Origin of the sequence: Dactylosporangium sp. NPDC051484 (genome assembly GCF_040689395.1) — a bacterium.
GTDB lineage: Bacteria > Actinomycetota > Actinomycetes > Mycobacteriales > Micromonosporaceae > Dactylosporangium.
Genome location: NZ_JBFAZX010000016.1, coordinates 17,519 through 31,976 on the forward strand (window position 1 = coordinate 17,519; position 14,458 = coordinate 31,976).

Consider the following 14,458-nt stretch of genomic DNA (forward strand, 5'->3'; position numbering starts at 1 on the left):
ACGGTGCTGACATCGTTGATCGCGAAAGCTGGCCTGCCGGACGACCCCACATTGGCGGAGGTCGTCGACGCGGTGCACTCGATACCGTACGGGCGTCCCGCCGAGCGGAGCCCGCAGGGGGCGCTCGCCGCCTGGCGGGGCACCTGCTCGACGAAACACGCCCTGCTGGCGATCGTCCTGGCGGAACGCTGGCCGCAGACGAAACCGCAGCTGGTCCACCGCGTCTACCTGTGCACGCCGCAGGACACGGCCCACACGTTCGGCCCGGCGGTGGCCGCCGCAGTACCTGAGGAAGGACTGTGGGACGTCCACCGGTACCTGACGATCGAGTTGAACGGAGCGCTGATTGTCATCGACGTCACCTTCCCGTCGCGTCCCGGCTGGGACGGCGCCGGTTCGATGCCGGTCGCATGCGGCCGGGGCACCGACCACACCGCGGGCGGCGACCCCGACGGGGAGAAACGCGCGCTGGAGCTGGCCCACTGCGATCCCCGCGTCCGGGAACCCTTCATCGCCGCGTTGGCGCACACGGCTCCCGCCGAGCGCTGAGCTGGGCACCGCTGCGGGGCCACGGGATGCGTGAGGCGTTCGCCCCGTTGCGCTCCGGCGCCTTCCGGAAGCTGTTCGCCGCGCAGGCGATCGCCATGATCGGCAACACGCTGCCCCCCGTCGCATTGTCGCTCGGCGTGCTGCAGCTGACGCACTCGACCTCCGACCTCGGTGTCGTCCTGGCCGCCGGGAGCAGAGCTGCACGCTCCGCCGTCGATCGCCGCCATCACGAGTGGAGCGGACGACGAGACGGAGGGCGGCAATGGTGGGGCAGGTTCATTCGAGACGGGACGCGGGCGTCGCGGTCCTGTTGATCAATGCGATGTTCGCCGGGTCGGCGGCCTGTACGCCGCGACGCGCTCGGTGGTCGTGACCGTCACGGCCATCGCGGCCGTCGTCATCCTCGCGGAGCCGGCGCTGCTGCTGTACCGCGATGCCGGACCACGGCCGCGCGGGCGCCGCGCCGCAAAGTCGTCGCGGCCGCTGCACGGTCCGGGGCCGGGCGCCGCCAACCAGGCAGAGGGGCCGACTGCGGCCCGCGGATCGCTGGAGGAACGGCACCGGCCGGCGGTGCGCCAGGCCGACACCCTCGACGACATCGCCGCGCTGCTCGCTGATCCCGCCGTGGGCCGCTCGCCGGGCGTGCTGGCGCTCGCGATCAACCCGGCCGTTCCTCGACGCGGCCGAGCGCGGTGGCATCGACTTCGCGCAGCGGTGGTTCGGATGACGCGGGCGGCGATCAGGATTCGGACTCTTCCGCGGTGGCGGTCGCCGTAGCCGGTGCGGTAGCCAGCACGGCCGCCGCGGCGGTGGTGGCCAGGACGGCGAGGGCGGCGTACGGCGCCCAGCCGGGCCGGACCGTGTCGTGTAAGACCGCGACGCCCACGGCGGAGGGTGCGAGGACCTCAGCGATCCACAGCACCGCGGTCACCGGCCCGACCTGACCGTGCTGCAGAGCGAAGGCATACAGCAGCGTTCCGGTGACGCCGAACACGGCCAGCGCCCACGTGAGCGGCTCGGTGGCGAGCGAGCCGACGATGGTGGGGACGCCCCGAAGTCCCGTGCCGGGTGCCGGCAGGGCCAGGGCTCGAGCGCACAGCGCGGCGCCGCCGTACGCGAGACCGGCCAGTGCAGCACAGACCGCCGCCCGCCGGGCCGACGTGACGGACCCGCCTCGGGTGGCGAGCCATCCGGCGCACGCGAGCAGGACCGCCGAGGTGACCAGTGCGTACCTCAGTGCCATGGACGGCCTGACGTCGTCCTGCGGTCCGGAGGCTGCGGCCAGGACGCCGAGCGCGAGGACCGTGACCGCGACTGCCGCCATGTCACGGGGCCGGATGCGGGCGGACAGGACGATCCGGGCGGCGACGACGGTGACCGCGAGGGAGCCAGCGAGGACGGCCTGAACCTGGTAGACGGGCAGCGTCCTTAGCGCGATGAGTGAGGCGAGCCAGGCCAGCAGGTCGCAGCCGAGACCGGCCAGGTACAGGGGATGGCCCAGCGCCCGCACGGTGCCGGTGGCGCGCCGGGCTCCGGCGGCTTGGGCGATCGAGCCGATCCCGTAGCCGAGCGCGCCGGCCACCGCGAACGCTAGCGCCATCACGGTCGTCAACGATATCCCGTTCCGTCCGCGACCAAGCCGCGGACGGCGATGACGGTCCGCGGCTGGATATCACGCCGGCGAGCGCCATCCGCCGGCGAAGGTCGCGGAAGCCGAACTCGCGCGCTCTGCGGCGTGACCGCCGACATCGCCGACGGACTGCCGCTCATCCGGGAGTTCCGCGACGCCGAGGAGCCCTGGCGGGCACTGGCCAACGGCCTGGACGGGCGGAGAACGCCCGGCTGGCCGCGTCGCACCGCCCGAGCGACGTCGCCGCCCGTCACGCTCGGCCTGGGCCGCGTGGCGGCGCTGGACGGCGACGGCGACATCTGAACGCCGGTGGTGCCGGGCGCACCAGGGCGCCCGGCACCGAAGGGGGTTGCTCAGCCGTTGTCGACGTTGACGATCACTCGACCGGTGTCGAGGGTGGCGTTGGTGTTCCCGTAGACCTCCACGTGCGCGGTGGCGTACGCGACACCGGGGATGAAGGGAGCCGGGCTGGCCGCCGCCGTGACCTTGACCTTCTGGGTGGTGCCGGTGCAGGACTGGTTGTAGAGAGCGCCGGACCCGTGCGTGGTCGCGCTGGGGCTCACCGTCTGGCTGACGTCCGTGGACGCCCAGAAGTGGTTGCCCACCGGGCAGGTGAGGTTCAGGGTCACGATGGTCACCGCGCCCTTCGCCTTCAGCTGGGCGTTCTGGGCAATCTTGACGGCCGCGCTGCCGTTGGACTCGGACTGCAGGCTGACGGCTGCGCCCGCCGGGACGGCGAACGCGAGCACCGCGCCGAGCGCGACCGCGCCCACGCCGAGGTGCTTCTTCTGGAGCTTCATGCAGGGACCTCCCCGTTGATGGATGGTGCGGACTGCTCTTCGCCGTGGGAGGGGACGGCCAGGCCGATCAGCACGCCGATCAGCAGCGGCACGACCGCCAGTTCCCACAGGAAGTCGAAGGCGCTGTGCACGGCGAGGGCGGCCAGTGCCGCCACCGCGCCGGTCCACAGCGGTGGTGTCGTCCCGCCGGCGCGCCCGCGCCGCAGCAGCACGACGATGGCGACGCCGAGGGCGGCCAGCGGCACGAGGCCGACGGCGCCGAGGTCGACGAGCCACTGCAGGTACTCGTTGTGCGCCCACCGGCTCGCCACGAGCTGGCCGCTGTAGTCCCGCCAGAAGTAGCGCGCCTGCCCCGGCCCGGAGCCCAGCAGCGGATGGGCGGCGGCCTGGTCCAGCGCCGAGTGCAGCGCCCCGCTGCGGCCGCGCGAGTCGACGTTGAACCGCCGCTGCGACACCGCCTCGAGCCGGGCCGGCAGCGGCCGCGTGAGCAGCAACGCCAGTCCGCCGGCGGCCGCGGCGAGCACCAGCCCCCACGCCGCCGCGAGCCATCTGCCGGGCAGCCGCGGCAGGTGTACGGCCACCAGCCCGCCGACCGCGAGCCCCGCCAGCGCCAGGAGCGGATCGGGCTCGGCCGCGACCGGGAACGAGGGCACGAGGGCGGCCACGGCGATCGCCGCGCCCAGCAGGGCCGGGGCGAGGTGGCGGAGCACTTGACGTACCGGAGCGAAGATGAGGAACAGCAGGACTCCCGCGGCGAAGGCCAGCCCGCCGGCCCGGCTCAGCGTCGCCCCGAGCCCGGCCAGGATCAGGTAGAGCACCCAGGCCCGCCCGATCGATCCCGGCCCGGCCAGCAGCAGCGCGAGCGCCAGCAGCCCCGCCACGGCGAGGACCGCGGCGGCCGCGTTCGGGTAGGTCAGGGTCGAGGCGGCCCGCCAGATCGTCGACTCGACGAGCACCGACCACCGCTCGATCCGCCAGGCCACCCCGGCCCACCCGGTGACCGCGACCAGCGCCCCGATCCCGGTCAGCCCGGTGGCCAGGTCGGCCGCCGCCGCCCGCCGGGCCACGACCACCCCGGCCAGCAGCACCAGCAGCGACAGCGCGATGCCCCCGGCGGTCCCCCACCCGCCGGTCATCGCGGCCCGGGCCCCGGCCCACAGCACGATCGCCGCCCCCGTGACGGCGATCCACCGCAGCCCCCGGTCGAACCGGGCCCCCTCGCGCACGGCGAGCACGAGACTCGCAGCCGCCAATACGCTGGCCACGATTCGGCCCGGGAGATAGAACCCGCCCTGCGCGACCACACCGGCCGTGACTGCCGCGAGAAGCGCGAGCGTCGATGTCGAAAACCGTTGCTGAACAAGCGGATCCACCAGACTCGCCCTCCCCGTCAGAGCGTCTGTTCTCGATGACTATAGCGATCAGCGACGATCAGATGCCGTTAGGAATTCGACACGAACCTTTCCGGCCCCTCGAGCGTTACCGATCGACAAGACGTAACCATTCAGCAGGTTCTTGCGGGCGGGACTTGATCTTGGTGGGTGGTCTGCCCATCCTGGGCGGCGTGTCCGATTCCCCGCCGGTTGCCGAGTTGCTGGAACGGTTGGCCCGGCTGGAGTCGGCGCTGGCTGAGCGGGACGCGCGGATCGAGGTGTTGACGCGGCGAGTGGCCGAGTTGGAGGCGTTGCTGCGCAAGGATTCGCGGACGTCGTCGAAGCCGCCGTCGTCGGACGGTCCGGTCAAGCCGCCGCCGCGGTCGCGGCGGCAGTCCTCGGGTCGGGTGCCGGGCAAGCAGCCCGGTGAGTCCGGGTTCACGTTGCGGCAGGTCACCGAGCCGGAGCTCGACATAGCCCGGCTCGACCCGTCCGGCCGCATCTCCGCCCGCGCCCTGCTGCACCAGCTCGGCCGGCACCCTGGCCACCCGGTCCGATTCGACGCAGTGGCGAGGCCGACCGCTCGACACGATCACCGCCAGCGACATCGAGCAGGCGAGTGCCGCGGCCGCCCCGTGATCGGCCGCGGCACCCGTCCAAAATGGCGCGGATCGATCATTACGGGTGAACCTTTCCGTGATCTTGCATGTAAAACCCGTACCCTGCTCGTATGGGTGACGAGGAGTTCGGTGCGCTGCTGCGGCGGCACCGCGTGGCTGCCGGCCTCAGTCAGCGGGAGCTGGCCGAGCGGGTAGGGCTCAGCGTGGCGGCGATCCGCGACCTCGAGCAGGGGCGCACCCGCCGGCCGCACCGCGGGTCGGCCGAGGCACTCGCAGAGGTGCTGGGGCTGGGCGTTGAGGAGCCGGGCGTCGACGGCGACGCGCCGGTGCGGATCGGGGTGCTCGGGCCGCTGGTCGTGCAGCGCGGCGGCGAGGCGGTGCCGGTCGGACGCGGGGCCCGGCGGGCGGTGTTCGGGCGGCTCGCGCTGTCGGCCAATGCGGCGGTACCGCTGGCGGACCTGCTCGAGCTGCTGCACGACGGCGGCCGGCCGGCGGACGCCGCAGGCGCGCTCTACACGCACCTGTCACGGCTGCGCTCGGCACTGCGCCCGGGCGGGCGCGACGGGGACCCGGTCATCCACCGGACGCCGGGCGGGTACCGGCTCGAGCTCGCCGACGACCGGCTCGACCTCGGCGCGTTCCGGCGGGATGTCCTGGCGGCCGGCGCGGCTCCGCCCGAGCAGGCGCTCGATCTGCTGGAGCGGGCCGCCCGGCAGTGGCGGGGCGCGCCGCTGGAGGATGTGCCGCAGCTACGCGACCACCCGCTCGTCACCACCATCGTGGAGGAGCGGGTGCGGATGGCGCTGCGCCACGCCGAGTTCGCCCTCGCCGCCGGGCAGGCTCACCGCTGCCTGCCCGCCCTGCGCGACCTCGCCGCCGCGCACCCGCTCCACGAGCTGCTGCACGCGCAGCTCATCGCGGTGCTGGCGGCCGAGGGGCGCCAGGCCGACGCGCTCGCGGTCTACGGGCGCATCCGGCAGCGGCTCGTCGGCGAGCTCGGCGTCGAGCCGGGCCCCGAACTGATGGCCGCGCACCGGCGGGTGCTGCGGCAGGAGCCCGCGGTGGTACCGCAGGCACCCGCGCCGGTCGCCGCGCCCGCCCGGCCGGCACCGGCCCAGCTGCCGGCCGACCTGCAGGCGTTCGCCGGGCGCGGGGCCGCCGTCGCGGCGCTCGACCGGCTCGGGTCGGCGGCCGTCATCGTCGTGTCGGGTACCGCCGGCGTGGGCAAGACGACGCTCGCCGTGCACTGGGGGCACCGGGTGCGGGCCCGGTTCCCAGACGGGCAGCTCTACGTCAACCTCCGCGGCTTCCACCCCACCGGCGACGCGGTCACCGCCGCCGGGGCGCTGCACGGCTTCCTGACCGCTCTGGGGCTGCCGCCGGGGCGGGTGCCGGGCGATCTCGAGGCGCGCGCCGCGCAGTACCGGACGCTGCTCTCCGGCCGGCGGATGCTCGTGCTGCTCGACAATGCCCGTGACGCGGACCAGGTCCGCCCGCTGCTGCCGGCCGCGCCCGGCTGCGTGGCCCTCGTCACCAGCCGCCACCGCCTCACCGGGCTGGTCGCGACCGAGGGCGCGCAACCGGTACTGCTGGATCTGCTCCCCGCCAACGAGGCCCGCGCGCTGCTGACCCGCCGGTTGGGCGCGGAGCGGATCCGGGAGGAGGCCGAAGCGGTCGACGCGATCGTCGAGCGGTGCGCCCGGCTGCCGCTCGCCCTCGCCGTCGTCGCCGCCCGGGCGGCGACCAGGCCGGGCCTGCCGCTCGCGAGTCTCGCGGCCGAGCTGGCCGACCGCCTCGACGCGCTGCACGGCGACGAGCCCGGCACCGACGTGCGCGCCGTCCTCGACTGCTCCTACCGGCAGCTGACACCGGCCGCCGCCCGGCTGCTGCGCCTCCTCGGCCAGCATCCCGGCCCCGACCTCGGGGCGGCTGGCGCGGCCCGGCTCGCGGGGCACAGCCAGGCCGAGGTCGCGCCGCTGCTGGCCGAGCTCACGGGCGCGCACCTGCTCGCCGAGCCGGAAACCGGCCGCTTCACGATGCACGACGTGCTGCACGCGTACGCCGCCGAGCGCGGCCGCGAGGAGGACCCCGACCCCGTGCGGATCGCGGCCCTCGGCCGCCTCATCGAGTACTACGTGGACACGGCCACGGCCGCCATCGCGACCGTCCTGCCCGGCGAGTCGGACGCCGCCCCGACCGGCTTGTTCGACCAGGTGGCCGCCGCCCGGGCCTGGCTGGACCGCGAACGCGCCAACGCCGTCGCGCTCGCCGGGCTCGGCCGGCCCGCCGAGACGATCGCCATCGCCCGGACCCTGCAGCGGTACCTCGACCTGGGCTACTACACCGAGGCGCAGGACCTGCACTCCCGGGCCCGCGAGGCCGCCCGGGAGCACGGCGACCCCACCGCCGAGGCCACGGCGCTGAACCATCTCGGCGTCACCTACCTGCGGCTCGGCCGCTTCGCCGACGCCGTCGAGCTGCACCACCAGGCGCTGGAACGGTTCCGGGCGGCCGGTGACGCCGCCGGCGAGGGGCGCAGCCAGGAGCTGATCGGCAACGCCGCATGGCGCCTCGGCGACTACGAGAGCGCCCGCAAGTACCACTACGCCGCCCTCGACACGTTCCGGGCGGCCGGCCACCGGCTCGGCGAGGCGATCCAGCTCGTCCACATCAGCACCGGCAACCGGCAGTTCGGCGACCTCGAGGCCGCGGCCGACGGCCTCGACCGGGCCCTCATACTGCTGCGCGAGCTCGGCGCCCGGCACGGCGAGGCCTACGCGCTGGACACGCTGGGCCTGCTCCGCCAGGAGTCCGGCGCCGCCGCCTGGGCCGTCGAGTGTCACGAGCAGGCCTACGCGATCTGTGCCGACATCGGCTACCCCGCCGGACAGGCCGACGCGCTGCACAACCTGGCCCGCGCGCTGCTCGTCCTCGGCCGGTCCGGGGAGGCGATCGTGCACCACCATCGCGCCCTGAGCCTGTTCCGCGAGATCGGGGCGCGCGCCGGCGAGATCGACACGCTCAACGGGCTGGGCGCCGCACTGGCCGCCGCGGGCGAGCCGGACGCGGCGCGGGACCGCTACACCGAGGCCCTCGCCCTCGCCGCGGAGACCGGCGAGCGGCTCCAAGAGGCCGTCGCCCACGAGGGCCTGGCAGGCCTCTACGCTGCGGCTGGCGACCGGGCCGGCGCCCGGCGCGCGTGGCGGCACGCCCTGACCGTCTACACCGATCTGGGCCTGCCCGACGCCGAGCGGGTCAGCACGGCGCTGCGGGGAGCTCGAAGATCAGCTCCGTGACGGTCGTATCGCGGGCGCCGGCAAACGAGAGCGGTCGCCCCCTTCAGCACACCACCGTCGCGCGGTGCTGGCGGCCGTCGATCCCGACTCGCACGCTATCCCGCCGCCCGCCGGTCCGCGCAGGGGGGCTCCGGCCGCACCCGCGGCCGGAGCCCTCCCGGTCAGACTCCAGCCAGGGCGGCCCGGACGAGCTCGGCCAGCGCCGGGAGCTTGTCCGCGGACCAGATGGAGTGGTGGTCGCCCGGCACGATGTGCTCGGTCAGGTCGGTCGCGACCCGGTCCCACCGCATGTACTCGGGCTTCGAGTCCGCGGACATGATGTGGACCACCGGGCCGTGGTACTTCTCCGTCACCTCGAAGGCGAACAGCGCCTCGATGTGGGCACGGAAGACCACGAACCGGTCGCCGAGCATGTCAGCGTCGATCTCCTCGGGCAGGATGGCCGCGGCCTCGACGGCGGCGAAGGTGACCTCCGGTTCGACGTCGTCCGGCAGCCCGGCGAAGACCGCGTCGAGGGCGGCCGGCGGCGCACCGGCGATGCCCATCATGTCGCCCATGAACCGGCGCTGGATCTCCTTCTCCGGCGGCAGGTCCGCGACCCAGGGCAGGCCGACGTCGACCAGCACGAGCCGCGCCACGCGGACGCCGGCGGCGGTGAGCCGCTGCGCCATGTCGAAGGCGATCACGCCCCCCATCGACCAGCCCAGTAACAGGATCTCGCCGGCGGGCCGGAACTCCCGCAGCGTGTCGGCGTACTCCTCGCAGAGCGCGGGCAGCGACCGCAGCGGCGTGCGCTCGTCGTCGAAGCCGGGCGCCTCGAAGCCGAGGACCGGCCGCTCGGCGCTGAGCAGGTTGGCCAGGCCGGCGTAGGAGTACGCCGACCCGGAGACGGCGTGCACGCAGAAAAGCGGGGTCCCCTCGCCCTCGTCGGCGAGCGGGATGATGCGGTCCAGGTCGGCGGACATCAGGCCTCCACGGCGGGCTTGGACGACAGCTTCTCATCGACGGCCGCCGAGATGGCGGCGACGGTCGCGTTGCCGTACAGCAGCCTGATACTGATCTTCACCTTGAACGTCTTGTTGATCCGGCCGACGACCCGCATCGCCTGCAGCGAGTTGCCGCCGATGCCGAAGAAGCTCTCGTCGGCGCCGATCCGGGGGACCGACAGGACCTCGGCGAATATCTTCGCCACCGCCTCCTCGGTCGGGGTGCGCGGTCCGACGAACTCCTCGCCGGCGTCGTCGGCCTCGGCCGGCTCCGGGAGCGCCTTGCGGTTGATCTTCCAGCCGCCGCTGAGCGGGAACTCCTGCAGCGCGACCCACGCCGCCGGCACCATGTAGTCGGGCAGCGTGGTGCCGAGGTGGGTGCGGAGGTCGGCCGGGCTCGCCGAGGCCTGGCCGGCGGGCGTGGTCCAGTAGCCCACCAGCCGGTCCTCGCCCTGCCGGTCGGGGCGCAGCAGCACCACCGCCCGGTCGACCGCGGGGTGGGCCTGCAACGCGGCCTCGATCTCGCCGAGCTCGATGCGCAGCCCGCGCAGCTTGACCTGGTTGTCGATCCGGCCGAGGATCTCGAGCTGCCCGGCCTGGTTCCACTGGACCAGGTCGCCGCTGCGGTACACCGTGCGCTGGGGGTCGAGCGGGTCCGGGACGAACTTCTCGGCGGTCAGCTCCGGCTGGTTGAGGTAGCCGCGGGCGAGTCCGCCCTCCTCCCCGCCGATCAGCAGCTCGCCCGCGATGCCCTTCGGCAGCAGGTTGCGGTGGTGGTCGACGATGTAGACCTGGCGGTTGATGTGGGGCCGGCCGATCGGCGGCGACGTCGTCCAGGTGATGTGCTCGCAGACGTATTCGGTGCAGGCGATGGCCGCCTCGGTCGGGCCGTACAGGTTGAGGTAGGTGCGGCCGGGCAGGTTCCACTTGTTGACCAGCTCGGGCGGCAGCTTCTCGGCGCCGCCCATCACGTACCGCAGGTCAGGGTACGAGTCGGCGTCGAGCACGGACTGCATCGCCGGCGGCAGGCCCGCGTAGGTCACCCGCTGGTTGCGCATGAGGCTGGTCAGCGAGTCCGGCGACTGGGCGTCCTCCGGCGACACCGCGACGACCGTCGCGCCGACCAGGAACGCGGTCCAGATCTCGCCCTGCGACATGTCGAAGGTGAGCGCGGGCAGCTGCAGCAGGCGGTCGTGGGGGCCGAAGCCGAAGCTGCGGCGGTACGCCTCCGCGAAGTACGACACCGCCCGGTGCGCGATCATCACGCCCTTCGGCGCGCCCGTCGACCCGGAGGTGTAGAGGATGTAGGCCAGCGACTCCCGGGTCGCCCACTCGGCCAGCGGCTCGTCGGCCGGGATCGCCTCGATCGCGGGCCAGTCCGTGTCGATGCGCACGGTGGCCCAATCGTCCGACGCGGGCACCTGCCCGGCGAACTCGGACCGGGTGACGACGACTGGCGCCTTCGTGTCGCGGATCATGTACTCGATCCGGCTGACCGGGTTCTTCGGGTCGAGCATCGCGAACGCGCCGCCGGCCTTGAGGATGCCGAGCATGGTGACGTAGGCGTCGAGGTCGCGGTCGATGACGACCGCCACGACCTGACCGGCCCGCAGGCCGAGCGCGCGCAGGTGCCGGGCGAGCCGGTCGGCGCGGCGGTCGAGCTCGGCGTAGGTCAGCTCGACGTCGTTGCAGAGCACCGCGACCGCATCGGGGGTCGCGCGGGCGATCGCGGCGACGCCCTCGTGCAGCGGGCCCTCGGCGTAGGGCACGACCTCGCCTCGGCCCCAGGCCAGGATCTCCTCGCGCTCCGCGGCCGGCAGCAGCGGTACCTCCGACAGCCGCAGCCCGGGATCCTCGCTCACCGCCGCCAGAACGGTCTCGACGTGATCGAGCAGCGCCTCGATCCGCCACCGGTCGAACAGGTCGGCCGAGTACTCGATCGACGCGCTCAGCGTGGTGGCGGTCTCGACGAAGTTGAGCGTGAGGTCGAAGCGGGAGCGCACCGACGGCAGCAGCACGTACTCGGCCGAGATGCCGGGCAGGTGGACGTTGTCGCCGGAGGTCGCGCCGCCGAGCAGCTGGATCGAGACCTGGAACAGCGGGTTGCGGCTCGGGTCGCGCTCGGGCTGGATGCGGTCGACGATCTGGTGGAACGGGACCTCCTGGTGCTCGTAGAGGTCCAGGTTGGCGTCGGCGGAGCGCTCGAGCAGCTCGGTGAAGGTCGGGTCGCCGCTGAGGTCGCAGCGCAGCACGACCATGTTGACGAACAGGCCGACGATGTCCTCCAACTCCGGCTCGGGGCGGCCGAGGAGCGGTACACCCACCGGAATGTCCTCGGCGCCGGTGTACCGGCTGAGCACGACGTTGACCGCGGTCGCCAGTGTCACGAACAGCGAGGTCCCGTTGTCGGCGGAGAGCTGCCGGGCCGCCGTGAGCAGGTGCGGGGGCAGCGCGCGGATCACCGAGCCGCCGTGGTGCGACGTCGAGACCGGGCGCGGCCGGTCGGTGGGCAGCTCCAGCACCGGCAGATCCTTGAGCCGGTCGGCCCAGAAGGTCAGCTCCTCGTTCAGCGCGTCGCCCTGCAGGCGCTCCCGCTGGCCGCCGGCGAACTCGGCGTAGGTCAGCTCGGGCTCGGGCAGTGTCGGCTGCTCGCCGGCCAGGAATGCCTGGTACGCGGCGGACAGGTCGGCGTTGAGGATCCCCGAGGACCAGCCGTCGGTCACGATGTGGTGGTAGGCCTGCAGCAGCACATGGTGGTCGCCGGCCAGCCGCAGCAGCCGGAAGCGGTAGAGCGGGCCGGCCTCGAGGTCGAACGCCGTCCGGGTCTGCTCGGCGATCTCGGCGTCCACGGCCGCGTCGTGTCCGTCGGCCGGCAGCGCCGTCAGGTCGACCAGCGTGATGTCCACATCGGACGGTTCGGCGATCCGCTGGAATGGCTGCCCGTCGCGGCTGCCGATCGTCGTGCGCAGGGCGGCGTGCCGGCCGATCACGAAGCTCACGCTGTGCCGCAGCACCTCGGCGTCGAGCGGTCCGCGCAGGCGCCACGCGAGCAGGATGTTGTACGTCGTCTCACCCGGGGCCAGCTGGTCGAGGAACCACAGCTGTTCCTGTCCGAACGACAGCGGCAGGCCCAGGGCCTCCACGTCGGCGGGCGACTCCCCCGGCTCGCCCTGGGGCACACTCGTGTTCACGTGGCTCGGTCCTCTGACTCGGCGAATGACTGACTGACCCGGCGCAGCCCATCCAGCAGCTGCTCCGGCTCCCGGGCAAAACTGATTCTCAGCCCGCGGACGGTGCCGAACGTCTCGGCCGGCATGACCAGCACGCCGTGCCCGAGCACCCGGCGGACGAAGCTCAGCGACGACTCCGCGGTACGCAGGTGCAGCCAGGCGAAGGGGGTCCCCTCCGGCGGGACGAGCCGGACCTGTTCCGCGTGCGACGCGGCCCACCCGGTCAGGATGCTGAGGCCGCCGCCGACGAGCCGATGGTACTCCCGGGCCCAGCGCTCCTGGCGGGCCAGCACGTCGGCGGCGAGGGCCTCGCACAGCACCGAGTTGGAGATCGAGGTGAAGTGCTTGTACTCGATGCACTCCCGGATCACGTCCAGCGGCCCGTACATCCACCCGACCCGCAGCCCGGGGAAGCCGTAGACCTTGGAAACGCTGGAGACCGAGATGACCCGGTCCGCGCCGAGCGCCCGGGACTCGGACAGGTCGAGCACATACTCCTCGTCGAGGACGAGGTAGGCGCCGGACCGCTCGGCCAGCGCGAGCAGCGCGTCGAACTCGTGCGGCCGGAGCCGCCGCCCGGTCGGGTTGCTCGGGGTGTTGACCGTGATCAGGCGGAGGTCGTCGCCGCCGGCCGCGGCGAGCCGGTCGAGGTCGAGGTCGAAGTCCTCGGTCAGGTCGAGCAGCTCGACCTGACCGCCGAGGCGCTCGGGCACGTCCCAGGCCTGCTGCCAGCCGGGCCGGAAGGCGATCACCCGGTCGCCGGGGCGCAGCAGCGTGGCGTAGAGCAGGTAGAGCGCCTCCTGCGAGCCGTGCGTGACCAGCACGTGCTCGGCCGACCCGCCGTAGCGCGCGGCGATCAGCTCGGCCAGCGGGGCGCTGCCGCGGTCGACGCCGTAGTTGAGCTCGAGCGCGCCGACGCTGGTCAGCTGGTCGAGCGTGCCGCACTTGACGTGGCTGTCGCCGAGATCGATGTCGTACCGGCCCAGCGAGTCCTCGAAGACCCACCGGCGCATCGGGTACATCGCGGGTCCGGCCCCGCCCGGACCGGTCCAGGAGATCGAGGTGGCGGTCATGCCTGTACTCCTATCCGGGTGAGGGCGACCGGCTCGTCGAGGCGCAGCCGGGCGCGCAGCTCCGCCGAGAAGGCGCCGCTCGCCACCTCCTCGATGACCCCGGTCATGGTGCCGGACGAATCCGGGTTGAAGGCCAGGTCGAGGGAGCCGCCGGGCATGCGGCAGGTGACGTGCTCGTCGACCAGGCCGAGCACACGGGCGGCACTGGCCGCCGCCCAGCTACCGCTGCCTGAGGCGAGCGTGTAGCCGGCGCCCCGCTCCCAGATCTCCACGTCGAGCGTGGCGCGGTCGGCGACCCGGACGAACTCGACGTTGGTCCGGGCCGGGAAGCGGGGGTGACCGGCGATCCGCGGGCCCAGCCGGTGGGCGAGCCCGGGCTCGTCCGCCTCGAGGAAGAGCACGGTGTGCGGGTTGCCGTTGTGCAGTGACGTCACCGTCAGGGTCTCGCCGTCGACGTCCAGCGGCCAGTTGACCGCGGCGCCGGTGAGGCCGGTCACCGGCAGGTCGGCGGCCCGGAAGGAGGCGGGGTCCATGGCCACCCGGACCACGCCGGCCGCGAAGTCGGGGATGTCGGCGCGGGTCACCCCGGCGTCCGTGCGGATGACGAACGCGCGCTCGCCGGGCAGGTGGTGGCGGGCGAGGTGGAGCGCGAACATGCGTATGCCGTTCGCGCTGCGCTCGCAGGCGCTGCCGTCGGAGTTGAAGATGCGCAGGCCGGTCTCCGCGCCGGGCCGGGCCGGGCCGACGGGGCCGAAGAGGACCCCGTCGGCGCCGACGCCGAGATGCCGGTCGCAGAGCCGCCGGACGACGTCCCCGGCCGGCTCCCACGCCACCTGGCGGGAGTCGATCACGAGGTAGTCGTTGCCGAGCGCGTGGTACTTCCAGAATTCCGGCACTGCTG

At 73.6% G+C, this 14,458-nt stretch carries 11 protein-coding genes and 1 pseudogene; 5 read left to right on the top strand and 7 right to left on the bottom strand.

All coding sequences use genetic code 11. The features are described 5' to 3' along the window. The first annotated feature begins 3 nt into the window (after window positions 1-3). Both AB0367_RS24210 and AB0367_RS24215 read left to right on the top strand, forming a co-directional pair. Window positions 4-549, top strand: a complete 546-nt coding sequence (locus tag AB0367_RS24210; protein ID WP_366228681.1) for a hypothetical protein — start codon at window positions 4-6, stop codon at window positions 547-549. A 369-nt stretch (window positions 550-918) separates the two neighbouring features. After that, a complete protein-coding gene (locus AB0367_RS24215) occupies window positions 919-1,326 on the top strand; it encodes a hypothetical protein (RefSeq protein WP_366228682.1) in 408 nt (135 codons plus the stop codon). On the opposite strand, the gene AB0367_RS24220 is transcribed toward AB0367_RS24215, so the two are convergent. Next, window positions 1,289-2,152, bottom strand: coding sequence for a hypothetical protein (locus AB0367_RS24220; RefSeq protein WP_366228683.1), 864 nt, complete (start codon window positions 2,150-2,152; stop codon window positions 1,289-1,291). The two genes, AB0367_RS24215 and AB0367_RS24220, sit on opposite strands and share 38 nt — an antisense overlap. Window positions 2,153-2,284: 132 nt before the next feature. Between AB0367_RS24220 and AB0367_RS24225 the strand changes: the two genes are divergently transcribed. Next, complete coding sequence (locus tag AB0367_RS24225) at window positions 2,285-2,482, top strand: hypothetical protein (protein ID WP_366228684.1); 198 nt, start codon at window positions 2,285-2,287, stop codon at window positions 2,480-2,482. Between the two features lie 50 nt (window positions 2,483-2,532). Here the strand turns inward: AB0367_RS24225 and AB0367_RS24230 are convergent, their stop codons facing one another. Continuing rightward, on the bottom strand, window positions 2,533-2,979 hold the full coding sequence (locus AB0367_RS24230) for a hypothetical protein (protein WP_366228685.1): 447 nt from the start codon (window positions 2,977-2,979) through the stop codon (window positions 2,533-2,535). Beyond that, window positions 2,976-4,232 carry an O-antigen ligase family protein gene (locus AB0367_RS24235; protein WP_366228686.1) on the bottom strand — a complete coding sequence of 419 codons (1,257 nt, stop codon included), beginning with the start codon at window positions 4,230-4,232 and terminating at the stop codon, window positions 2,976-2,978. The genes AB0367_RS24230 and AB0367_RS24235 overlap by 4 nt, the downstream gene beginning before the upstream one ends. Window positions 4,233-4,414: 182 nt before the next feature. Between AB0367_RS24235 and AB0367_RS24240 the strand changes: the two are divergent. Both AB0367_RS24240 and AB0367_RS24245 read left to right on the top strand, forming a co-directional pair. Continuing rightward, window positions 4,415-4,780, top strand: a pseudogene (locus tag AB0367_RS24240) (DUF6444 domain-containing protein); the annotation flags it as partial. 302 nt (window positions 4,781-5,082) lie between these two features. After that, window positions 5,083-8,268, top strand: a complete 3,186-nt coding sequence (locus AB0367_RS24245) for a tetratricopeptide repeat protein (RefSeq protein WP_366228687.1) — start codon at window positions 5,083-5,085, stop codon at window positions 8,266-8,268. 161 nt (window positions 8,269-8,429) lie between these two features. On the opposite strand, the gene AB0367_RS24250 is transcribed toward AB0367_RS24245, so the two are convergent. Genes AB0367_RS24250 through dapF form a run of 4 tightly spaced genes read right to left on the bottom strand, consistent with a single transcriptional unit; the run spans window position 8,430 to window position 14,453 of the window. After that, complete coding sequence (locus tag AB0367_RS24250) at window positions 8,430-9,233, bottom strand: alpha/beta fold hydrolase (protein ID WP_366228688.1); 804 nt, start codon at window positions 9,231-9,233, stop codon at window positions 8,430-8,432. Further along, window positions 9,233-12,445, bottom strand: coding sequence for an amino acid adenylation domain-containing protein (locus AB0367_RS24255; protein WP_366228689.1), 3,213 nt, complete (start codon window positions 12,443-12,445; stop codon window positions 9,233-9,235). Before AB0367_RS24255 ends, AB0367_RS24250 begins: the two co-directional genes overlap by 1 nt. Beyond that, the gene (locus AB0367_RS24260; RefSeq protein WP_366228690.1) at window positions 12,442-13,557 is read right to left on the bottom strand and encodes a pyridoxal phosphate-dependent aminotransferase; all 1,116 of its coding nucleotides are present in this window, start codon (window positions 13,555-13,557) and stop codon (window positions 12,442-12,444) included. Before AB0367_RS24260 ends, AB0367_RS24255 begins: the two co-directional genes overlap by 4 nt. Next, entirely contained in the window at window positions 13,554-14,453 is a 900-nt protein-coding gene (gene dapF, locus AB0367_RS24265; protein WP_366228691.1) for a diaminopimelate epimerase, read from the bottom strand. The genes AB0367_RS24260 and dapF overlap by 4 nt, the downstream gene beginning before the upstream one ends. Between the last annotated feature and the right edge of the window lie 5 nt (window positions 14,454-14,458).